We start from the raw sequence: 21,187 nt of genomic DNA, 5'->3' as shown, positions 1-21,187 counted from the left end.
CCGCCGCTCAGTGCACCGGCTCCACCGCCTGCACGTCGACGAGGATTTCGTTGCGGCGCAGGAAGGGGGGCATGAAGGGCGAGTTGTACTGGGCGAGCACCGGCTCGCCCACGGGGCTCAGGCCCTGTGCGCGCAGGTCCTCCAGCAGCCGCGCCTGCTCGGCCTTCGCCACGGACTCGGGGGCCGAGCCGGAGAAGCTCCGGACGGCCACGCGTCTGCCCGGTACCGTCTCCAGGCGCACCCGCGCGTCCACCGGCTCCGGCAGCGTCTCCAGCGTGTACTCCGAGGGCATCACGAAGGTGATGCGCCACACCTGGCCGCTGCGCTGCATGCCCACCGGGGCCGTCATGGCGATGCGCTCGCTCTCCCCGGAGCCGCTGGCGCGCTGCACGCCCACCGGCGCCGTCATGGAGATGGACTGCTTGCTCCGGTTGCCTCCGAAGATGTAGCCCGCGATCCGCCGGAAGCCCTCGTTGAGGCTCGCGTCGAACTCGCCCTCCACCTCCGTCACCGCCACGAGGGAGGGCACGTACTCGCGCAGCTCCACGCCCTGCTTCACGCTCAGCACCCGGTACCCGGGCTCCTCGAGGTTCCTCTCCTGGAGCAACCGCCAGCCCGCCCACCCCAGCGCGCCCGCCAGCACCGTCCCGGAAGCCCACAACACCGTCCGCGTCTGCTTGTTCATGCGGAGGAGGTAGTCACTCCCTCTGATTCCAGAGCCCTGCCCTCGCGGACATGGCGGCGTCGGCCATTCGCCACTCCCCCGGCCACCCGGTGCTGGCGCCCGGCCACACTCCGAGGCCCGAGGGAGACGCAGCCCAGGAATTCCGAGCGGTTACGCGCTGGCCCGGGCTTCGCAATGCAGCCAGGCATGCTGCTCTCCACCCTGACCGCCGCCCTGCTCTCCGCCACCGTCACCAACACCGAGCTGGTGCATGACCTCGCCACGTACAACGGCCACGTGGTGGCCTGCACCGAGGGCGGCCTGGAGCTCTTCCACCGCTCGGGCCGAGCGGTGCGCACGCTGACGGTGGAGGACGGCCTGCCGAGCCACTTCTGCCGCGCGCTGGAGGTGGCGGGGGACGAGCTCTTCGCGGCCACGGACGAGGGCGTGGTGGCGGTGGACAAGCGCTGGCGCGTGCAGCCGGTGGTGGGGGCGAAGTGGCACGCGCTGCCGGCCGAGGGCGGGATGAACGCGGAGCTCTACCGCGCGGCGCTGGGCTGGCTCTCGGAGCGGCTGCCCGCGGGCCCCACGTACACGGCCTTCACCGAGGGCTACCTGGGCACGGCGGACGGGCGGGTGATGGCGCCGGGCTCGGGGCGCATGTGGACGGTGCCGGGGCCGGTGCGGATGCTGGAGGAGACGGACGGCGCGCTGCGCGTGGGCACCACCGAGGGCGCCTTCACCCTGGGAGCCGAGGGGCTCGTGTCGCTGCCCGTGCCCGCGGGCCCGCTCGCGTATGCGAAGGATGCGAAGGGCGGGACGCGGGTGCTCGGCGCCGAGGGCGAGGCGCGGCGGTGGGGCGAGCGCTCCGGCGAGGCCCGGGCACTACCCCCGGGCACCACGAGCACCGTGGAGCTGAATGGCGTGGCGTGGGCGGGCACGCGGGGCCAGGGCGTCTTCCGGCGTCAGGGCGCGGAGTGGAAGCGGGTGACGCCCACGGGCCAGCTGTGCGGCAACCACATCACCGCGCTGACGAGGCACCAGGGCCTGCGGGTGGTGGGCACCTTCGACAAGGGCGTGTGCTGGGAGCAGCCCGACGGGAAGTGGCGGACGTTCCGCGCGCCCCACCTCCCGAGCAACCACGTGCTGGGCCTGGCCAGCGACGGGCGCAACCTCTACGTGGCCACCATGTACGGACTGGGCCTGTATGACGGGAAGACGTGGACGCCCATGGCGTACGGAGGCCGCAATCCGGTGGCGCTCGGCAAGCTGTCGGTGCTGGCGGCGGTGCCGGACACCGAGGACGGCGTCGCGCTGGTGGATGGGCGGGGCACCTCCTTCGTGAAGCGGGCGAGCCAGCCGCTCGAGCTGGCGAAGCGGCTGCCGCTGCCCGAGGGTTGGAGCACGCATGTCTCGGGGGCGCACGGCGCCGGGCGCTACCTCTGGGTGGCGAGCGAGGACCGGGGCCTCTTGCGCTGGGACGGCACGCAGTGGACGCGCTTCCACGACGGCAAGCACCTCACGGACAACTGGGTGACGGCGCTCTCGGCGGACGCGGAGGGGCGCGCGGTGGTGGGCACATGCCAGGACGGCTTCAGCTACTTCGACGGCGAGCGCTGGGCGCGGGTGCGCGACGCGGAGGGCCTGCCGAGCCGCTACGTGGTGTCGGCGGCGCTGGTGCCGGGTGGCGCGCTGCTCGGCACGCTGCTGGGCGCGGCGCACTACGACGCGCGGAGCGGCACGGTGCGCCCGCTGCCGAGGCTCGCGGATCCACGCGTGTACGCCCTGCTGGTGGAGGAGGGCACGGTCCTCTTCGGCACGGAGGGTGGCCTCTCCCAGCTGGACTGGAGCGCCCCGGCCGCCCTCACCCGGCGCTGAGCGGCCCCCCTCCGCCCCGGGCCCTCGGGTGCGGGCTCAGCCGGCCTTGAGGACACTGGCCGGCTGGGACGCGCCCTGCGACTCGCCGGAGGAGCCGGACGAGAGCACGAGCACGGCCGACTGGCTCAGCGCCGCCTGCCCCAGGGTGTTGAGCTGCTGCTGGTTGGCCACCGCGTTCTGGAACGCCAGGCCGAGCGCCTGCGCCGCCGCCTCGTAGACGGTGGCCAGGGCCCGCGCGCGCGCCTCGTCGGGGTGGGCCGAGGGCGCGCCGGACTCCGGAGCCCGCTCCGCCGGAGCCACGGACTGCGCGGGCTCGATGGGGGGAAGGGAGGCGGACTTCGACTCGGGCGCGGGGCCGCGCACGGACTCACTGGCCACGCGCGCATCCACCACGAGCTGCAGGATGCTCCGCTGCTGCTGCGCGGAGACCTCGTTGAGCTTCGCCAGCACATCGGCCACCGCCGTCCCGAGCCGCACCAACTCCGCCTCGGCGCCGAGCGTCGCCAGAATCACCTTGTCGCCATCCGCCATCATGTTCCTCCTGGGAATGCGGGGCACCGCGGTGCCACCACCTCCCCGGGAGTAAAGCCCTCCAGCCCGGCGCCGTCGAGCGGCCTTTCATGGCACACTGCGCCTTGCCCCCATGCGACTGAGCCACGTGCAGGCGTTGCTGGACACCTCCTTCCAGGGCATGGAGGAGGGCGCCGCCCGGATGTACGAGCCCGAGGACCCGCGCTTCGACGAGCGCCTGAGCGCCGTGTGGCTGGAGTACCGCTGGTACGTGCACGAGCGGGGGCTCGCCGAGGTCTTCGTGAAGTGGAAGCGGGTGCAGAAGGAGGCCTGCGCGCGGGAAGAAGTGTCCGTGCTGCGTCTGCACCTGCTCGGGCACTCGGCGGCGCTGACCACGAGGGCCCGGCGGGTGCTGGAAGCGGGCACGCCCTCCGCGGGGCGGCTGCTGGAGCTGCTCGGCGAGGACGGGGTGAAGCGCGAGTGCAGCGCGGCGGGGCCCACCGGCATCACGCTCGAGCACTGGCCCCACCCGGCACCTCGACCGCTGCTGCCCGAGGAGACCTTCCAGGCGCTCTCCGCGGTGCTGCTGCACCCCGAGTCCTCCTTCGAGGAGCGGCACGAGGCGGTGGACCGGCTGTGCCGCGAGCGCAGCCCGCGCGTGGTGCACACACTGCTGGCCGCGCTGGAGGTGGGCCCCTCGCTGTCCGCCCTGCGCCGGCTCTCCGAGTGGTGCGAGCCCGGCGCCCTGCCCCACCTGGAGCGGGCGCTCGCGGCCGTGGCCCCGGACAACCCCGCCGACCTCTGGACACTCACCGCGCTGCAGCGACGGTTGCAGGCCTGGACGCGCATGTTCCAGGGTATGTAGCGCGCATGCGAATCCTCCACACCATGCTGCGCGTGGGCGACCTGGACAAGTCGCTCGACTTCTACACCCGCGTCCTCGGAATGCAGTTGCTGCGCCGCAAGGACTACCCGGACGGCAAGTTCACCCTGGCCTTCGTGGGCTACGGCCCCGAGGACACCCACCCGGCCCTCGAGCTCACGCACAACTGGGACACCTCGAAGTACGAGCTGGGCAATGCCTACGGCCACATCGCCCTGGGCGTGAAGGACATCCACGCCACCTGCGACACCATCCGCGAGGCCGGCGGCAAGGTGGTGCGCGAGCCGGGCCCCATGAAGCACGGCACCACCGTCATCGCCTTCGTCGAGGATCCGGATGGCTACCGGGTGGAGCTCATCCAGCAGGGCTCCTGAGCCCTACGGCAGCCGCCGCTCCAGCAGGTTCCACCGCTCCTCCACCCACCGGCGCAGGTACTCCACCTCCTGCTCATGGGTGGTGAAGTCGGTGCGATCGCTCCAGCGCTCGAAGGTGCGGTACTGCTGGAGCCAGCGCGCCTCGTCCCGCAGGGCCACGGGGTGGATTTCCCGCACGTAGCCGTCGAGGAGCTTCAGCACCTCCTCCTTCGACAGTGGGCCGCGCAGCAGCGAGCGGTAGCGCTCGCGCATGGGCCCGGAGATGGAGGGCTCCTCCAGCATGCGGGCGAAGAGCCGGTTGCCCCCGGAGAAGTCCAGCAGGACCGTGGGCCCGATGCGGCGCGTGTCCCAATTCTGGCCGAAGCTCGCGTCGAGGTCCCACGGAATGAAGCGCCAGGGCGCCCGCTTCGCGGGATCATAGGAGTGGTAGGCGTTCTTCGCGCCCGAGTCCGTGCCGAGGATGGCCGTATTGAAGATCCACCAGTCCTCGTAGTCCCGCGTGTTCAGCCGCGAGCCCCACTGCGTGCGGAACGTCTCCCGGTCCGAGTCCGCGATGAAGGCGGTGAGCGCGTTGAGCGTGTCATAGGCACCCACCCATCCATCCTTGGGCGTGCCCTCCTTCTTCTCGAAGCCCAGCTCCAGCGGCTGCTTGGGCGCGCCACTCTTGTCGAGCCGCGAGAAGTTCGCGTCCGCCTCCACCGCCTTGAAGAGATCTCCATCGTCGGAGAGGCCGTGACGCTCCAGGAGGTGCTCGTCCACGTGGTCCGCCACGGTGAAGAGGCCCCAGAAGCGCCCGTTCACGTAGAGCACCGCGCTGTACGTCTTCACCTGCACGTGGTCCGGCGACATCCGGTTCCACAAGTCGAAGGCGAGCCTCGGCCGCAGGTACGAGTTGTCATTGAAGCTGGTGATGAGCACCAGGTTGCGCCGGCCGGTGAAACCGCCCGCGAGCTCCGGCTCGTTGAACGGGTCTTCCTTGTCGAATTTGAAGGTGTAGTTGCGCTTGGGGAAGATGCTGGAGGTGGCGCCGCGGTACTTGGCCTCGGCGGTGTAGCGGTGCCCGCGGTAGACGAGTTGCACCGGACGGTAGCCGCCCGCCGTGAGCGTGCCCTCGAAGGAGAGGTGGAACACCGGCAGCCCATACTCCTCGGTGTACGTGACGGGGTTGAGCTCCCGCACGTTGCCCGGGGCCAGCCAGTTGTCGGCCACGCCCACCTTCACCACACCCGTTTCGCCCGTGCTGTGCTCGGTGACGGTGAGCAGCCACACGTCCGCCTGGGCCTTGCCCGGTGTCCACCGGAAGGTGCCACTCGCCTCGTCCAGGCTCGCCCCGGCCGGCAGGGGCGACACGCTGAAGCGCAGCCCTGGTGCCGAGTAGCCGGTGCCGCAGCGGAACGTCACCGTCAGGGGCTCGCCCTCCTGGAGCCCGTGGGGACCGTCTCCCGTGGGCGCGCAGAGGGTGGGCTTTGGAGCCGGTGGGACCGGAGCCGGCTCGGGTGTGCCCGCGTCCGGTGAAGCCGGAGGCGCCGGGTCATCCGGAGGTGGAGCGGGCGGCGTTCCGTCCGAGGGCACGGGCGAAGCCGACTCCCCGGGAGAGACCGTGTCCCCGCCCGTTCCGAGCGAGCCGTCCCCGTCCCGCGACGACTCGCACCCCACACCTCCGAGACACGCCACCAGCACCAGCGCGCACCGGCCCCACCACCCGCTGCCCCTCATGTCCCCCTCCCCGCCGTGGAGGGAGGAGTAATCATTCCGGCACGGAAGAGGTACCCGGGCGGGAGCTGGACCAGCGGCCCCTCGGCTGCCTCCCTGCCCTCCGCCAGACCGTGACGCTCAGCCCTTCACCCGCAGGACATCCACCGAGACCTCCAGCGAGTCCATGCGGAAGTACGGGCGGCCGTCGTAGTCGAGCGTCTCCACGCGATCCACGGTGACGATGTACTCGAGCGGCCCCACTCGCGTGCGCCGGGAGACTCCAGCCTTCAGCTCCGCGGCCGTGAAGGAGATCTGCCCCTTCTCCTCCTCGACATGTCCGGAGTCCAGCGTCGACCGGCCGCTCACCCGGAGGATGAGGTCCGGGGCACCCGAGCCCCCCTCGAAGTTGTACGCCTGGCCCTCCCAGCCGAAGAAGTAGGCGTGGCCGAGCACCCCCTCCCCATCGGGCGCCTGGACGATGAGCGTCTTCCCCGTGCAGCAGAATGGCCCCACGGGGGCGTTGTTGTTGGGAACGCCGTCCTGCGGCAGCCGGTAGGAGCCCACCAGGCGCGTCTGCTCCTCGAGGGTGAGCCCTCCGCCACCACAGCCAGCGCCCAGGACCGCCACCACAGCCAATGCCATCCAGCACAGCTTCTTGAATCCACGCATGGGTTCCCCCTCCGCGCTCTCGCGCAATGGACGAGGCCCCGTGCAATGCACGCGCCACGCTTGCCTGCTCGGGTGCACGAGAGGGGCGTGGCGCGCGACAACGACAGACTGACTGCGATACGTCCCGGGACGCGGGACAGACTGTCAGGACAGGCCGACCCGCCCGGTCACCGTGTCCACCCCGGGCACGCCGGGCTCCCGTTGAGCTACAGGCCCATCTGGAAGGAGCCCTCGGCCACGAGCAGCACCTCCACCGCGGGGTTCGCCTTCGCGCCGAACACGGCCAGCGCGCTGGCCTGCGCCCGCACCGCCGTCTCATAGGCCTGGTAGGCCTCGGCCGTCTTCGTGGCCAGCATCGAGACATTCACCGCGTCCGCCGACACCGCCGAGGAGACCGCCGCGTCCAGCGTCGTGTCCAGCGCCGCCGCCGCCGTCACCGTGGCCTGCACCGCCAGGCCCAGCGTGAGCTGGGTGGTCGCGTTCACCCCGAGGTAGCGGCCCAGCACCGAGGCCTGGAGATCGGCGCTGCCCGACACGCTCGACTCGAAGCTGGCGAAGGCATTGGCCGCCATGGCCGCGCTCGTGGAGGCGCGCACCTGGGTGCGCAGCGTGGTGCTGGCCGTCAGCGCCTGCTGCTTCACGTCATCCACCGCGCCACCCGCCGAGAGGAGGGCCGACAGCGCCGCGCCCGAGGCCCGCGCCTCCACGCCCGCCGAGGCCCGCAGCGCCGCGTCCACCAGCGGCCGCGCGTCCTCCGCCGGCAGCCGCGCCTTCACCGTGGCGCGGAAGGAAGCGCTCGCCGCGCGCTCGGCCCGAGCCTGCTGCTCCACCTTGGCGCCCAGCCGCTCGGCCGCCGCGCGCAGCTCCGCGTGGAACGCATCGTAGAGCTCGTTCACCGGGCCGCCGCCCTCCAGCCCCGCGCTCAGCGCCGCCGCCGCCGCGAGCTCCTGCTCGAAGAGGGCCGTCTGGCTCGTCTGCACCCCGGCCTTGGCGTACATCTCCAGCTCCGCCTGCTGCGCCGCGCGCACCGCGTCCGCCAGTGCCTTCACGCGGGAGCGGAAGGCCTCGGTGGTGGAGGCGCCCTGCCGCGCCGCCGCCGCCATGTGGGCGGTGATGCGGGCGCGCACGTCCACCATGTCCACCGACTCCGACTGCGACTTGTCCGCCATCATCCGCAGGAAGACCTCGGCCTCGAGCGAGGTCTCCGAGTCCATGGGCGCGGCGACCACGTCCTTGCCCTCGGCGGTCGCCTCGAGCAGCGCCGAGGCCACCACCTGGCCCGAGGCATCCACCGCCTCCAGCACCAGCTGCTCCTCACCCGCGGGGACGTCCAGCGTGTAGTAGCCCCGGGCCTCCAGCGTGCCCTCGGCCAGCACCGTCGTCCTGCCATCCGGCCCCACGGAGCTGGCGCGCACCTTCGTCGTCGCCGACACCGTGCCCGAGCCTCCGATTGAAGCGGCTCCAGCCACGATTGCCTGCGGCTGCGTCCCCTCACCGTCCGTCACCCGGCCCTTCACCTGCACCGTGTTGCCACACCCCGTGCCCAGTCCCAGCACCACCAGCGCGGCAAAGAGGTTGCGAAGCGTCGTCGTCTTCAAGGTCGTCTCCTCACGCACAAGGCGCCACCTCCGGCCATCCGGCCAGGTTCCGGAAGCGCGCTCTGGCTCTGTTTGACGGGAGGGCCGCGGATTGGATCAACCGCCTCCGCTTTCGCGGGTGGGCGTAGGTCCGACAGACGCGGACAGCCTCCGTGAGGAGCGGTGAAGCCTACACCCGGACGGTGACGGGCTCCCAGCCGAGCAGGACGTACTGGAGGAGCTCGACGCCGAGCAGTTCCGGGTAGCGCTGCAACCAGGAGGTCCGCTCCGGGGTGACGGGCTCTCCGTTCCAGATCAGCCGCCCGCCGGCACGCGCCCTCAGCCGCACGGCCACCTCGAAGATGGAGTGCGCCGTCTGTGCGAAGGGGGCCTCCCCCCATTGCGGCCAGATGAGCACCTCCTGCGGGTTGTTGAGGAGGAACCACGTCACCGGGGCCTGGGTGGCGCGATCGAACCAGACCGCCTGCGGCCCGCGGATCTCCACGTCCTGGCCTTCCGGTGGCTCCGCCAGCAACTCCGCCAGCGGGGGCGGCTTCGGGTGCTCGAGCCGCAACATCAGCAGGTTGGGGGCCTCGTCCTGCTGGCCCGCGGGGAACTCGAGCGGCATCTGGAGGTTCGTGTGGAGCTGCTCGCGGTTCTGCTGCCAGGCGCGCGCCAGGTCCCGCGAGTACGAGCCCTGCACATCCAGCAGCTCGCGATGGGACTCGACCGTCACCTCACGGCCCCGCACACCCTCGAAGGCATTCAGTCCCAGCTCCTCGTTCACCAGGGCCGCGAACGACAGCAGCTCGAACACGTTGGCCATGAAGAAGGGACTGGTGACACTCACCGAGAGATGGAGGGTGCCCGCCTGGGGGCCATTGTTGGGCCGCAGCCCCGCCCACAGCAGCGGGGCCAGCGCGAGCGACTCCCCCGCGCGGAACACCCAGGTGGAACCATCGGGCCGGAGCGCGGCTCGCATGGGGCGCGAGCGCGCGAGCAGGTCCAGGCAGGCACGCAGGTTCTCGAGGGTCAGCTGGTCCGGAGCACCGGCCCGGACGTCCTCGATGCGGCGGTGCGACGTCAACCAGACGGAGAAGGGCATGGGTAGAGTCCTCGAGGGAGGAAACTACCGCCCCCGGGCCAGGAGTCCAGGAGCTCTGCCCGGCTCAGCCACCAATGTTGCGCAGGACACTCGTGGCCTGCTCGTGGTCCCCCTTCATCATCCTGGTGATCCACTCCCCCAACTGCTGCTCCTGCGACATCTTGAACTGCGCCTCGAGGAAGGGCTTCATCTCGGCCGGAGCCTTGTCCAGCACCTCCTGCTGGGCAGTGGAGAGCTTGGACAACGCGGTGGTGACGCTCTCGGGGAGTGCGCTGACCTTCATGCTTCGTTATCGCGCCCCCGCGCCGGAAGTTGCTTCAGGGGTCATCGCGCCAGTTTCCGGTACTCCTCCGCCAGCGCCTCCGGGGTCTCCGCGAGCCGCGCCGCCACCCGGGTGGCCTCGGCCGGCGGCAGCCTGCCCAGCACGCTCCGCTCCAGGTGCTGGTCGATGAAGCCCTGGTCGTGCCGCACCTTCACGTCCGCCACCTGCCCCTTCCCGTCCACCACCGGCACCAGCCTCGGTGAAATCAGCAGCACGTCCGCCGGCACCTCCACCGCTCGCACCCGCGCCACCACCTCGTCGCGCAGCTTCGGGTCGAACCGGATTCCCTTCTCCTGCACCAGCTTCCGGATGCCCTCGTAGTCCCCCGTGGCCTTGATGACCATCAGCTTCGAGAGCAGCTCACCCACCGCCGCGCGCATCTTCCCGTAGTCCTCCACCACCCAGTACGTGCGTCCCGGCTTCCCCTCCCCGCCACCCTCCACCACCTGCTTCACCGCGCCCTTCTCCATCAGGAAGTTCACCGTCATGTGGTGGCCTCGCTGGTGGTCCTCCTCGAAGGTGTCTCCCTCCGGCACCTGATTCAGGTTGGTGAGCCCCTCCACCAGGTAGTCCCGGTACATCTGCTCGGCGATGCGCTCGTGCTCCGGCGACAGCGAGGCCAGCGACGGGTCGAAGACGTGCCACAGCGCCACCAGGTCCGCGCGCGCCTCCTCCAGCGTGTTGTCGTACTCCTTCAGGTAGCGCGAGGGCCCTCCCTCCAGCTTCGGATCCACCTGCCCCGAGGCGTGTCCCATCACCTCGTGGAACGCCACCAGCCACTTGCGCGCCGTGACCGTGTACTGGCGAGACCTCGCCGCCTCCTCGGGCGTCCGGGAGAACTCGATGGCCAGCGGCAGCCGCTTCATCGCCGCCGCGGCCTCCATCACGTTGGCCACCAGCACGCTCTTGCTGCCGTACTTCTCGCGGATGTGCTGCTCGTTGGGCAGGTTGATGCCGGCCGGCGGCCCCGGAGGGCTCGTCACCAGGCTGATGGCCTTGGCCACCGGCGTCGCCACCTTCTTGCGCTTGTACTTGTCCGGCCAGGGCATTCCGTTCTCGAAGGCCTGTGCCCGCCGGGCGATGAGCTCCATCACCTGGTTCTCCCGCGCATCGCGGTAGTTGATGAGCGCCTCCCACTGGCCCTTCTGGCCCCGCGCGTCCACGTACGTCTCGATGAAGCCGAGGTTGGCGTCCACCGTGGGGTTCGCCTTCAGCCAGGCGATGTTGTACGCGTCCCAGTCCTTCAGGTCCCCCGTCTCGAAGTAGCGCACCAGCTTCTCGAGCGCCGCCTTCTGCTCCTTGGGCGCGGACTTCGCCGCCTCGCGCAGGTGGGCGCTGACGCGCGAGAGCTCCGCCGCGTACAGGCCCCGCGGCACCTTCCCGTCGGGCGTCCCCGTGCGGAACACCTGCTCCACCAACTTCCCGTCCACCTTCACCACGCGCGAGTTGAGCGGATTCTTCTCCTGGAAGCCCTCCAGGTCCTTCAACGTCACGCCCCGGCCATACGCCGTGTTCGCCGAGGCCGTGAGGATGTCCTGCCCCGGCGGCGGCGCCTTCGAGGTGAGCTGCGGCTCGAAGCCCGCGTCGAAGAGCGAGGGCCTCAGGCCTCCCAGCCACGTCTTCAGCGCCGCCTCGTCCTTCACGCCCAGCGGGGCTCCGGCCTTCAGCGCCCGCAGCGCCGCGGCCTCCAGCTCGGCCGGGGTGAAGGCGGGGACGAACTTCTGGCCCGTCGTCTGATCATGGTTGCCCGTCTGGCCGTAGAAGCGCGCCAGGTAGTCCGCGAGCTTCGCGTCGAACGAGCCCGGCTCCGCATGGCCCTCGCGGCCGAAGAGGTACACGCCCTCCAGCAGCCGCTTGAGCGCCACCGTGTCCCAGCCGAGCTGGTCATAGGCGATCTCCTCGCCCGCGTGCGCCGCGAGCGACAGGTACCAGGCCACGCGCTTCTCGTCCCGGGAGAGCGCGGACACACCCGGCGCGTATATCCGGGCGATGGCGTCATGGCCGAGCCGCTCCACGAAGAACGACGGGGCGGCCTCGGCGGGAGGCGTGCTCGGGGCGGGAGTCCGTGCGGGCTGCGGATTGGCGGCCAGTGCCGCCGCCAGGAAGAGGGCTTTCATGGAGGCTCCGGGAAACGTTCAACGGGCGGCATGGGTTGGCACCCGGGGACATCCGCCACCCGCGGTGGCCCGTGCATACCATCTACCGGGCATGACCACTCCTCCTCCACCCGTCCGGGATTTCGCTCCGGTGAACGGGGCACGCCTGCACTACGAGCTCCAGGGCGATGGCTTCCCGGTCGTGTTGCTCCACGGCGGCCTGCTCGACCTGCGCCTGTGGGACGGACAGGTGGGGCCGCTGGCCCGGCACTTCACCACCCTGCGTTATGACCAGCGGGGCTTCGGCTGGACGGTCGCTCCCGAGGGACAGCCCTACGCGCCCCACGAGGATCTCCGCGCCCTGCTCGACCACTTCTCGATGGACCGGACCCACGTCGTCGGCCAGTCGTTCGGCGGACGCGTCGCGCTCGACTTCGCCCTGGCCTTTCCCGAGCGTGTCTCCTGTCTCGTCCTCGTCGCGCCCGAGTGGACGCTCGACCACATGCGAGGCCTGGCGGAAGTCCACCTCCCCCACTTCCTGGAGCCCCCGGCCTTCACCCGGCTGGAGCAGCTCCTCGTGCCCACGCTCGTCGTGGTGGGGGACAAGGCGAGCCCCGCCCTGCGGAGCAACGCGGAGCTGCTCGCGCGGCGCGTGCCCGCCCTCACCCGCGTCACCCTCCCCGGCGTGGGACACCTGCCCAACCTCGAGCGCCCCGAGGACTTCAACCGCGTCCTCCTCGGCTTCCTCCTCGCGCAGGCCTCCACGCACGTCGGCGAAGCGCCCCTCGGGTAGCGCTGTCCGCCCGGTGACGCAGTGGGTCAAAGCACCCGGGTGGGCGCCACGCGGGCCGAGGCCAGCACCTGGATTCCCGCGTCCGGCTTCCACTCCACCAGCGACACCTCGGCGCCGCCCGCCGCATGCGGGCCACACAGCACCGCGTTGAAGCGCGACTCCAGCCGGGCCAGCACCTGCCGCCCGGCATCCAGCCCGGGGTTGTTCCGCAGCTCCTGGAGGAACTCCGTCCACACGGACTCGGGGGCGTCCGCCGCCGGCAGCCGCATCAGCCAGATCCACGTGCCCGAGTTCGCGTACAGCACGTCCTCGGCCCGCTGCCAGCGCGCCGCGTGGGTGTGGCCGAAGATGACGGCGTCCGCCGTGTACTTCCTCGCCAGCCGGCGCGCCTCCTCCAGCTCGGGCTCCGTGGGCGCCAGGTCGAAGTACCGCTCGCCCTGCGCCCCCGCGAGCGCCCGGTGCAGCCGCGCGTAGGCGCGCAGCGCGTGGAGGCCCAGCTTCGTCCGGGCGCTCTCCTGCTCGGATGCGTCCCCGCCGAAGCTGAGCGGCCCGTCCGACAGCAACTCCTCCAGCGCCAGCTCCTCCTGCTCCGTGAGGCCCGCGGCCTTCACCCGCTCGGCCAGGCCCAGCTCCGGCTCGGACGGCTCGTCCTCCGGGTTGAACGTCACGGGCGCCAGGCCCCGGCGTAGGAGCTGCCACAGGAGGTTGAGCGAGGAGCGCTGGAACACGAGCTTCACCGCGCCCGGGTTGACGGCGAGCGCGGCCATCACCGCGCCGCGCATGTCCGGCACGAGCAGATCCGCGAAGCGCATGCCGTACTCGCGCTTGAGCGGATTGAGCAGCTTCTTCACCAGCAGCGAGCCGACGGCATAGGTGAAGCCGGACGCGTCCGTGACACCCGGGCCGGGCAGCCGCGCGTAGTCCACCTTGTTCCAGGCGTCGTTCTGCTCGCCGTGCGCCAGCAGCACGCGCGCGCCGCCCACCTCGAGCACCCGGGGCGCGTCTCCGGACTCGAACACCAGACGCCGCGCCACCTCGGGAGGCTGGCCGAGCGCCTGGCGGAACACCTCCCGCACCTCGGGCAGCGCCAGCTCCACGTCGTGGTTGCCCAGGCGCACCACCCCTTCGCCTCCGGCGGCCAGCACCCGTCCCAGTGCGCGGAACACCTGGGACGTGGGCGCCGAGTCCACCATCGCCCGGGCCTGCGCCACGGCCCGCTCCACCGTCAGCTCCAGCGGATCCTCGTTCATGAGGAAGTCCACCGAGTCGCCGTTGAACACCACGCGGGTGGGCTCTCGGGTGAACTGCTCCAGGAAGGCGGGCAGCGCCTCGGCGCCCGCGAAGATGTCGTAACCCTGGCCGTTGCCCAGGTGCAGATCACTCACGATGACGGTACGCATGTCACGCCCCCCTCACTGCGGAATGCTCGAAGGATAACGCACCTCGGGGTGAATCCCCCTCACCCGGAGCGCTTGGAGCACGGAGCAATCCCGGCCCATTTCACGGGGCTCCGGGGCCTCCCCTATCATCCACCCACCGCGGGTCCGACGCCTCGGAGCCCGACCTCCGCCGCGGCCCTCCACCACAGGAGCCACCCCATGCCTTCCTTCCCCAGACGCCTCGCAGGTTTCCGCCTCTCCACGCTCGCCCTGGCCGGAGGTCTCGCCAGCGGCGTGCTCGCCTGCTCGGGCCCCCAGGGTCCCGAGGGCGCCGAGGGGCCCGCCGGTCCTCAGGGCACTCCGGGCAGGGACGGCGTTCCCATTCCGGTGCGCCTGCTCGACGACAAGGTCGGCCGCTGGCTCCCGGAGAACCGCACCCGCATCAACACGATGATCTCCACGCTGGGCATCGCCAGCCCCACGTTCGATCCGAAGAACCGCCCCGTGGCCGTGTTCGACTGGGACAACACCATCGTGAAGAACGACCTGGGCGACGCCACGTTCTTCTGGATGCTCAAGCACGACAAGGTGCTCCAGCCCGCGGACAAGGACTGGAGCACCACCAGCCGCCACCTGACGCTCGAGGCCCGCGCGGCCCTCAACGACGCGTGTGACACCGCCGCCGATCCCGGCGAGCCCCTCGAGACGGCCATCTACTCCGGCTGCGCGGACGAGCTCGTCAGCATCTACAACCGGGGCCAGACGCGCGCGGGCCAGGCCGCGTGGAGCCACCCCATCACCCTGACGCTCAACACCGCGTATGCCTGGGTGGCGCAGCTGCAGGCCGGCTACACCCCCGAGGAGATTCGCGGCTTCGCCCGCTCGGCCTACGCGGAGAACGCCTTCAACCCGCCGGGCACCACGCAGGTGGTGGGCACCACGACGGGGCTCGCCTACCACGTGCAGGTGTACGAGGAGATGGTGGACCTCATCGAGACGCTGCAGGTCAACGGCTTCGACGTCTGGGTGGCCACCGCCTCGCCCCAGTTCGTCATCGACGCCATCTCCGAGGAGCTCACCGGCATCAAGCCCCACCGGGTGATTGGCATCCGGAGCCTGACGGACGCGCGGGGCCGCGTGACGGCGCACTTCCAGGGCTGCGGCGGCGTGGCCGATGGCGCGGACACGCTCATCACCTATGACCAGGGCAAGCGCTGTTGGATCAACAAGCTCATCTTCCGCCAGCCCCCGGAGCGGCAGCTGACGCGCCAGGCGGAGGCGAGCGCGCGCCAGGTGTTCGCGGCGGGAGACTCGGACACGGACCTCGCCTTCGTGCAGGACGCGACGCACCTCAAGCTGGCCATCAACCGCAACAAGGTGCAGCTCATGTGCAACGCGTACGCGAACCACCAGGGCTCGTGGCTGGTGCAGCCCATGTTCGTCCAGCCTCGCGCCCAGCAGACGGCCAGCTACCCGTGCACCACCGCCCTGGACGCGGCCGGACAGCCCATCACCGACGAGGCCGGCAACCGCTTCCCCCAGGACTACGCGGACAGCGTCTACGCGCTGCCTTGACGCACTCCCTGGAGCTCAGGCGACGAGGCCGTCCAGGTCCTCGGGCAGCGCCAGGTGGCGGCGCACCACGGCCGAGAGCGCCGAGCTGGAGATGGGCTTGCGCACGAACTCGGAGGCGCCCGCCTCCAGCGCCCGCCGCTCGAGGTCCGGCGCCTTGCCACCGGTGAGCAGCAGGAGGGGAACGCGGCTCACCTCGGGCCGCATGTCGGCGCGCACCTGGCGCACGAAGTCCAGGCCACTCATCCCCGGCATGTTGAAGTCCGCGATGACCAGGTCCACGGGGCTCGCGCCCAGCAGCCGCAGCCCCCGGTCTCCCCGGTCCGCGTCGAGGAAGTCCAGCTTCAGCTTCATCAAGTAGACCTTGAGGATGTGCCGGATGGTGTCGCTGTCATCGACGATGAGCACGGTGCGCGGCATGGAGCCCCCCACGAGCAGAATCCTGGAAGACTCCACGTCTGTCGAACCGGGGGCACGCGGCGGTGTTCAGCAAGCGACGGCCCCGGAGTACCTCAGGCGACGAGGTGCTCCCTCAGTCGCGCTGCTTGAGCTCGGCGTAGCGCCGGGCCTTGCCGAGCGCCGCCTTCAGCTCCTCGGCGTTGTGGCGGTGGTAGTAGGCGGGCAGGTCGGGCTGGAAGCGCCAACCCTCGGAGAGCGGGCCCACGTCGACCACGTCGAAGCCGAAGGTGTCGATCAACGCGGCCACGGTCTTCTTCGCCTGGGCGTCGTCCCCGGCGATGGGCAGGGCGCGGCGCTCCTTCGAGCCGGCGGGCTGCCGCTGCTCCTCGAGGTGCTTGAAGTAGATGACGTTGAAGGCCTTGACCACCTGGGACTTCGGCAGGTGGGCCTGGAGCAGCTCGCTGCTGGTGGTGGTCTCCGCGTCGAGCTCGGGGATGCGGCCATCGCGGCCGGGGTAGTAGTTGTTGGTGTCGATGACGAGCTTGCCCGCGAGGGGCGCGACGGGGACGGACTTGTAGGCCTTGAGAGGAATGGTCACCACGACGAGGTCCCCGGCGGCGGCGGCCTGCTCGGGCGTGGCCGCGCGGGCCTTGGGGCCGAGCTCGGCGATGAGGCTGGAGAGGGACTCCGGGCCTCGTGAGTTGCTGAGCACCACGTCATACCCGGCGGCGATCGCGAGCTTCGCCAGGGTGCTCCCGATGTGTCCCGCGCCAATGAATCCAAGGGTTGCCATGTGAGGGTCCTCTCCTGCGCCAGTTCGCCGCGTTTGTAGTGAAGAAGCGGAGCGCCACGCCAGGAGTGTTCCGGCGTGTGCCACGGGCAGGACGTCCCCCCTGCTCGCGAACAAACAGCCCTACCTTGATTTTCCTGGAAAACTCTATTTCATGAAGCGCGGTGCCGGGATGGACGGCGGCACACGAACGACGCAACAGGGAGGAACAAGACGATGATGAAGCGCGCGATGCGGTGGACCGTGGTGGCGGTGGCGATGGCGCTGGGTGGCTGTGGCGGGTCGGAGACGGAGGAGACGGGCGCGCCGGAGCAGGTGGCGAGCCAGGAGTCCACGGGAGGCACGGTGCAGGCCATGTCGTGTCCGGCCACCAGCGACGTGAAGACCCCGACGAGCTGCATGAACTACGACGAGTGGAAGAAGTACTCCATCGCGTACTGCCAGAGCTTCGGAAGCCGGTGCGTGGCCAGCTCGACGAGCCCGTACAACTCCTGCGGCGGGGACCTGTACGGCTCGGCCACCATCACCTGCATCTCCTACTGAACGCGGGCCGGGCAGGCAGGCAGACAGGCAGCACCTCGCAAGGGGGCTTCCGAGTCCTCCCCGGAAGCCGCACCGTTGCGCTTCAGGAGCGCGAGGCTCATGGAGCGGGAGGACACGGAACTGGAGGACCTGGGAGCCACGAAAGTGCCCCTCGTCTCGGCCGAGCCCCAGCAGCGGGTGCGGCGGACACCCCGGACGCGTCCGCCCTCGCGGCTGCCGAAGCCGGACTCCCGGAGCATCGACGAGCGAATGGAGGCCGGGAGGGCCCTGCGCAAGCGCTGTCCCCGGAGTGCCCACGGCCGATGGAAGCCCTTCCGGGGGAGGGAGCCGCTCGCGCAGCTGAAGCGCTCGGATGCCACGCGGTTGCCCTGGCTGGTGCCGGTGCGCCATGAGCGCATGGCGGAGTCGAGCTTCGCCTTCCTGCGCGGCACGCCCTTCGTGATGGCGGGGGACCTGGCGCACACGCCGGTGAGTGGCTTGCGGTGCCAGCTGAGCGGGGACGCGCACCTGGCCAACTTCGGGCTGTTCGCCACGCCGGAGCGCCACCTCATCTTCGACCTCAACGACTTCGACGAGACATTGCCGGGGCCCTTCGAGTGGGACGTGAAGCGCCTGGCGGCGAGCTGCGTGGTGGCGGCGAGGTGCAACGGCTTCGGCCCGGGCTGCGCGAGGAAGGCGGCGCGGAGGGCGGTGAAGGCCTACCGGCGGATGATGCGGCGGCTGGCGGGGGCGGGGCTGCTGGAGGTGTGGTCCCTGCGCGTGGAGGCGGCGGAGCTGGCGCACGCCTCGCGGCGGACGGCGCCGGTGGCGGCCGAGGCCGCGGAGAAGGCGCGGCGCCACACCAGTGCCCACGCGGTGGAGAAGCTCACCGAGGAGCACGAGGGACGTCGTCACCTCGCGTACCAACCGCCCCTGCTCTTCCCGCTGTCGGCGGTGAAGCTGGGCATCTCGCGGGGGGAGCTGCACCGGCGGATGAAGCGGCTGACGGAGGGCTACCTGGCCTCACTGGACGGGGCGGTGAGAGACCTGTGCCTGCGCTACAAGCGATTGGAGTGGGGTTTCAAGGTGGTGGGAGTGGGAAGCGTGGGGATGCAGGCCTACGTGGTGCTGTGCCAGGGCAACGGCGCGGCGGACCCATTGGTGCTGCAGGTGAAGGAGGCGCAGGCGTCGGTGCTCGAGCCACACCTGGGGCCGAGCGGAGCGAAGAGCGCGGGCGAGCGCGTGGTGGTGGGCCAGCGGCGGATGCAGGCCTTCTCGGACCTGTTCCTCGGGTGGACGGAGGTGGAGGGGATGGGAGCCTTCTACGTCCGGCAACTGCGCGACATGAAGGGCTCGCTGGACGTGGAGAAGATGACGGCGGGCGCGTTCCTGGACTACGCGGACGCCTGTGGCGCCACACTGGCCCGGGCGCACGCGCGCACCGGGGATGCGGCCACCATCGCCGGCTATCTCGGGAGCCGCTCCTGCTTCGACGAAGCCATGGCCGACTTCGCCGTCCGTTACGCGGACCAGATGGACGAGGACTCCGCATGCTTCCTCGAGGCCCACGCCCGCGAGGCGGAACGGGGGCTCGTGCACTGACGTACCGAGCCCCCGGGCTCCTCGCCGCGCTCAGCCTCTGTATTGGGCTTGCTTCAACCAAGCCAATCCGGTGAACGGTTACTGCGACGACAGCCCTGGCTCCGAGGTCTCCTCGGGCCGGGGTTTTTCTTCCTCACGCCTCCGAGCGCCCACCGATCTCCGGGAATCGCTCGTAGGCCCGTTTGAGCGCCTCCAGGTGCGCGGGGTTGTCCAGGTCGAGCGGCGCATCGGTGAGGCTCACCACCCACCCGCCCGACGCCGTCCGCCGGGCCCGCGCCAGCAGCTCGGCATCGCGCGCAGGATCCGGAAAGCCGATGGCCTCCGCAGCGGTGGCGGACCAGTAGTTTATCCACCCAATGTACCTGGGAACATTGGGCGAGCGGATATTCCATGGGAGCTTGAGCATCGGCAGCCCGTGAGGAGGACGTTCCGGTCCCCCAGACTTCGGGCCCGTCTGCGCCGCGATGACCTGCCTCACGGGGCTTGGCGCCACGGATCCCCACCGGGCGCGCACGCCCTCCGCGACGTTCTCCAACATGTCCACTGCCGCAGCGACAACGGGCTCATCCTGCGGCAGCGCCGCGTAGACCAGCAGCAGTGGCTCACCGCCCGGACTGTCACTCTCGCGCTCTCTCCGCCCAGTCACCGTCACCGGGAATCTCTCGTCCCCATTACACAGCAACCCGAACTCGCCGGCCGCCGCTGTCTCAGCCAGCCACGCCTCGCGCTGCGGAAGCGCAATGGGCCGCCCCGCTTTCGAAACCCGCCACGCCAATCGCAACCCGGGGAGTGCCCGCTCCATCCCCTCAACGGCCGCGAGCGGGCGCCCGTCGTCGCCCGTGAGCGCTGGTGCGAAGACGTGCAGATGGAGACTGGCTCGAGTGGTCATCATTTGCACCCCGTGACGACGATGTCGAAAGTGTCGTCTCTATCTAGAAGCGCTGCCTTGTGGGCTTCGCTGATTACTCCAACCTTGAAGGCATATCCACAGGACCGCGCAATCGCCCGATACTCCTTGAACTCCTCAATCTCCCTCTCAACCGTGATCCTCCGAAGGAAGTCGTTGTACCCGTCGAAGTACTCGACCTTGATTTCCCACAGCACCCGCACTCCCACCTGAAGCGCGTCGAAGTTCTTGCCATCTACCTCTGCATCCATCCCGGGCCAGCGGTTGGGCGGATACCCGTCGGCGCACGTGTTGTGCGCCTTGTTACCGCCCTTATGAGGCACCGGGATGGCCTCGCACTTGCGCTCGCGCTCCCTGTCTGTGGGCTCGGGGGCCGGCCCTGGCGGCCGGTCCTCTCCCTCGGGCTTCCTCTTGGGCCGCCGCTTCTTCTTGAGCTCCGGCGGAGCGGGCTTCGTCTCCGTCACCGGCCGCGCTTCCGGCACGGGCCGTGTCTCGGGCACGGGCAGCGTTGGCGGCGGCCGCACCTGGGGACGGCCCCGCTTCTCGTACGCCTCCAGCGCCTCTGAAATGGCGAAGCCCACCACCACCACGCCCACGACGACCACCGCGCCCACGGCCAGCTCGGGCGCCGCCAGGACACAGAGCCCGATGCCCAAGGCCCCGGCGCCGGCGGAGGCGACCGAGCACCGCCCCGTGGTGTCCCTGAACCGCACCCGCTCGTGGTCGAGCGCGTGGTAGCACCGCTCCACCAGGTCGGCCTATGGCTGGCCCGCCTCCTCAACGACGCACCGGCCCCCGTCCGTCCAGGGCAGCTTCGCCGCACGCTGGAGGTGGGTGACCACCAGATCCTCGCGCGGCGCCTCGGCCGCCACCTGGGGACCACCCGCGCGGCGCCAGCTGCGCCTGCCGGTGAGCGTCCCGCCCATGGGGTAGCTCGTCGCGCACGCCGCCTGCAGCCCGAGAACCACCAGCACCAACGCACGCGAGGCAAGCCACGGCCTACCCCGCGAGCGCCGCCGGGACTCGAGCTGCTTTCCGCCGCCCTCCCCCACTGTAGGACTCGGGTGCTTCTCAAACATGCCGTTGGCCTTTCCCCCAGGTACAGGAGTCCTGAAGGATAGGATGCGGGATGGCCAACCATGCAGAGGGGGTGGCCCGCAGAGGCCCGGACTTGCGGCCTCTTCTGTCGTGCCCCCCTCTACGTGAGCCGAAATCGGCCTACCTCGCGGGGCGGCCGGGCGACCCACCTCGAAACGTGACGCGAAGTGTTGCGCGCTGGTCTCGCGGTGCGTATCTGCTGAACAGCAGTTTGAGCCTGCCCCGGTTTTGTGGACACACCTCATAAGTCGGCTACACGGGAGGTAGTGTTCATGGAGCGAAGGAAGAGGCGGAGTTTCACCCCGGAGTACAGGGCCGATGCGGTCCGACTGGTGCGCGAGGGCAGCAAGAG

At 70.6% G+C, this 21,187-nt stretch carries 21 protein-coding genes; 7 read left to right on the top strand and 14 right to left on the bottom strand.

Going from position 1 to position 21,187, the window contains the following annotated elements; genetic code table 11:
- Positions 1-7: 7 nt before the first annotated feature.
- The gene (locus VFZ09_RS07960) at positions 8-685 is read right to left on the bottom strand and encodes a heme-binding protein (RefSeq protein WP_329726890.1); all 678 of its coding nucleotides are present in this window, start codon (positions 683-685) and stop codon (positions 8-10) included.
- 186 nt (positions 686-871) lie between these two features.
- On the opposite strand from VFZ09_RS07960, the gene VFZ09_RS07955 reads away from it, so the two are divergent.
- Complete coding sequence (locus VFZ09_RS07955; protein ID WP_329726889.1) at positions 872-2,542, top strand: hypothetical protein; 1,671 nt, start codon at positions 872-874, stop codon at positions 2,540-2,542.
- 36 nt (positions 2,543-2,578) lie between these two features.
- Here VFZ09_RS07955 and VFZ09_RS07950 read toward each other — a convergent pair whose 3' ends face one another.
- On the bottom strand, positions 2,579-3,076 hold the full coding sequence (locus VFZ09_RS07950; protein WP_329726888.1) for a RebB family R body protein: 498 nt from the start codon (positions 3,074-3,076) through the stop codon (positions 2,579-2,581).
- Between the two features lie 109 nt (positions 3,077-3,185).
- On the opposite strand from VFZ09_RS07950, the gene VFZ09_RS07945 reads away from it, so the two are divergent.
- Together VFZ09_RS07945 and gloA are read left to right on the top strand one after the other, a co-directional pair.
- Complete coding sequence (locus VFZ09_RS07945; RefSeq protein ID WP_329726887.1) at positions 3,186-3,917, top strand: hypothetical protein; 732 nt, start codon at positions 3,186-3,188, stop codon at positions 3,915-3,917.
- Between the two features lie 5 nt (positions 3,918-3,922).
- Positions 3,923-4,309 carry a lactoylglutathione lyase gene (gene gloA / locus VFZ09_RS07940; protein ID WP_329726886.1) on the top strand — a complete coding sequence of 129 codons (387 nt, stop codon included), beginning with the start codon at positions 3,923-3,925 and terminating at the stop codon, positions 4,307-4,309.
- 3 nt (positions 4,310-4,312) lie between these two features.
- Here gloA and VFZ09_RS07935 read toward each other — a convergent pair whose 3' ends face one another.
- The 6 genes from VFZ09_RS07935 to VFZ09_RS07910 form a co-directional block, all read right to left on the bottom strand.
- A complete protein-coding gene (locus VFZ09_RS07935) occupies positions 4,313-6,025 on the bottom strand; it encodes a CotH kinase family protein (protein ID WP_329726885.1) in 1,713 nt (570 codons plus the stop codon).
- A 117-nt stretch (positions 6,026-6,142) separates the two neighbouring features.
- Positions 6,143-6,673, bottom strand: coding sequence for a hypothetical protein (locus VFZ09_RS07930; RefSeq protein WP_329726884.1), 531 nt, complete (start codon positions 6,671-6,673; stop codon positions 6,143-6,145).
- Between the two features lie 206 nt (positions 6,674-6,879).
- The gene (locus VFZ09_RS07925) at positions 6,880-8,271 is read right to left on the bottom strand and encodes a hypothetical protein (RefSeq protein ID WP_329726883.1); all 1,392 of its coding nucleotides are present in this window, start codon (positions 8,269-8,271) and stop codon (positions 6,880-6,882) included.
- 169 nt (positions 8,272-8,440) lie between these two features.
- Positions 8,441-9,355 carry a hypothetical protein gene (locus tag VFZ09_RS07920; protein ID WP_329726882.1) on the bottom strand — a complete coding sequence of 305 codons (915 nt, stop codon included), beginning with the start codon at positions 9,353-9,355 and terminating at the stop codon, positions 8,441-8,443.
- A gap of 64 nt (positions 9,356-9,419) precedes the next feature.
- Positions 9,420-9,638 (bottom strand): hypothetical protein, encoded by a 219-nt coding sequence (locus VFZ09_RS07915; protein ID WP_329726881.1) that lies wholly within the window; start codon positions 9,636-9,638, stop codon positions 9,420-9,422.
- 41 nt (positions 9,639-9,679) lie between these two features.
- Positions 9,680-11,794 carry a dipeptidyl-peptidase 3 family protein gene (locus VFZ09_RS07910; RefSeq protein ID WP_329726880.1) on the bottom strand — a complete coding sequence of 705 codons (2,115 nt, stop codon included), beginning with the start codon at positions 11,792-11,794 and terminating at the stop codon, positions 9,680-9,682.
- Positions 11,795-11,924: 130 nt separating this feature from the next.
- On the opposite strand from VFZ09_RS07910, the gene VFZ09_RS07905 reads away from it, so the two are divergent.
- Positions 11,925-12,566 (top strand): alpha/beta fold hydrolase, encoded by a 642-nt coding sequence (locus tag VFZ09_RS07905; RefSeq protein ID WP_329726879.1) that lies wholly within the window; start codon positions 11,925-11,927, stop codon positions 12,564-12,566.
- Positions 12,567-12,592: 26 nt separating this feature from the next.
- On the opposite strand, the gene VFZ09_RS07900 is transcribed toward VFZ09_RS07905, so the two are convergent.
- Entirely contained in the window at positions 12,593-13,966 is a 1,374-nt protein-coding gene (locus tag VFZ09_RS07900; protein ID WP_329726878.1) for a metallophosphoesterase, read from the bottom strand.
- Positions 13,967-14,164: 198 nt separating this feature from the next.
- On the opposite strand from VFZ09_RS07900, the gene VFZ09_RS07895 reads away from it, so the two are divergent.
- The gene (locus VFZ09_RS07895; RefSeq protein ID WP_329726877.1) at positions 14,165-15,520 is read left to right on the top strand and encodes a haloacid dehalogenase-like hydrolase; all 1,356 of its coding nucleotides are present in this window, start codon (positions 14,165-14,167) and stop codon (positions 15,518-15,520) included.
- A gap of 15 nt (positions 15,521-15,535) precedes the next feature.
- On the opposite strand, the gene VFZ09_RS07890 is transcribed toward VFZ09_RS07895, so the two are convergent.
- Both VFZ09_RS07890 and VFZ09_RS07885 read right to left on the bottom strand, forming a co-directional pair.
- Positions 15,536-15,937 carry a response regulator gene (locus VFZ09_RS07890; RefSeq protein WP_329726876.1) on the bottom strand — a complete coding sequence of 134 codons (402 nt, stop codon included), beginning with the start codon at positions 15,935-15,937 and terminating at the stop codon, positions 15,536-15,538.
- A gap of 112 nt (positions 15,938-16,049) precedes the next feature.
- On the bottom strand, positions 16,050-16,793 hold the full coding sequence (locus tag VFZ09_RS07885; RefSeq protein WP_329726875.1) for an NADPH-dependent F420 reductase: 744 nt from the start codon (positions 16,791-16,793) through the stop codon (positions 16,050-16,052).
- Between the two features lie 129 nt (positions 16,794-16,922).
- On the opposite strand from VFZ09_RS07885, the gene VFZ09_RS07880 reads away from it, so the two are divergent.
- Both VFZ09_RS07880 and VFZ09_RS07875 read left to right on the top strand, forming a co-directional pair.
- The gene (locus VFZ09_RS07880; RefSeq protein ID WP_329726874.1) at positions 16,923-17,249 is read left to right on the top strand and encodes a hypothetical protein; all 327 of its coding nucleotides are present in this window, start codon (positions 16,923-16,925) and stop codon (positions 17,247-17,249) included.
- 99 nt (positions 17,250-17,348) lie between these two features.
- A complete protein-coding gene (locus VFZ09_RS07875; RefSeq protein ID WP_329726873.1) occupies positions 17,349-18,830 on the top strand; it encodes a DUF2252 domain-containing protein in 1,482 nt (493 codons plus the stop codon).
- A gap of 133 nt (positions 18,831-18,963) precedes the next feature.
- Here VFZ09_RS07875 and VFZ09_RS07870 read toward each other — a convergent pair whose 3' ends face one another.
- From VFZ09_RS07870 to VFZ09_RS07860, 3 genes are read right to left on the bottom strand one after another with little or no spacing between them, the layout of a single operon-like run.
- Positions 18,964-19,719: a DUF5953 family protein gene (locus VFZ09_RS07870; RefSeq protein WP_329726921.1), complete on the bottom strand. Its 756-nt coding sequence runs from the start codon at positions 19,717-19,719 to the stop codon at positions 18,964-18,966.
- On the bottom strand, positions 19,719-20,486 hold the full coding sequence (locus VFZ09_RS07865; RefSeq protein WP_329726872.1) for a DUF6310 domain-containing protein: 768 nt from the start codon (positions 20,484-20,486) through the stop codon (positions 19,719-19,721). The genes VFZ09_RS07870 and VFZ09_RS07865 overlap by 1 nt, the downstream gene beginning before the upstream one ends.
- Before the next feature lie 9 nt (positions 20,487-20,495).
- Positions 20,496-20,816, bottom strand: a complete 321-nt coding sequence (locus VFZ09_RS07860; protein WP_329726871.1) for a hypothetical protein — start codon at positions 20,814-20,816, stop codon at positions 20,496-20,498.
- Between the last annotated feature and the right edge of the window lie 371 nt (positions 20,817-21,187).

Origin of the sequence: Archangium sp. (assembly GCF_036277355.1) — a bacterium.
Taxonomy (GTDB): Bacteria; Myxococcota; Myxococcia; order Myxococcales; family Myxococcaceae; genus Archangium.
The sequence above is the reverse complement of the archived record's forward strand: the minus strand, read 5'-3'. Positions and strand labels throughout refer to the sequence as shown.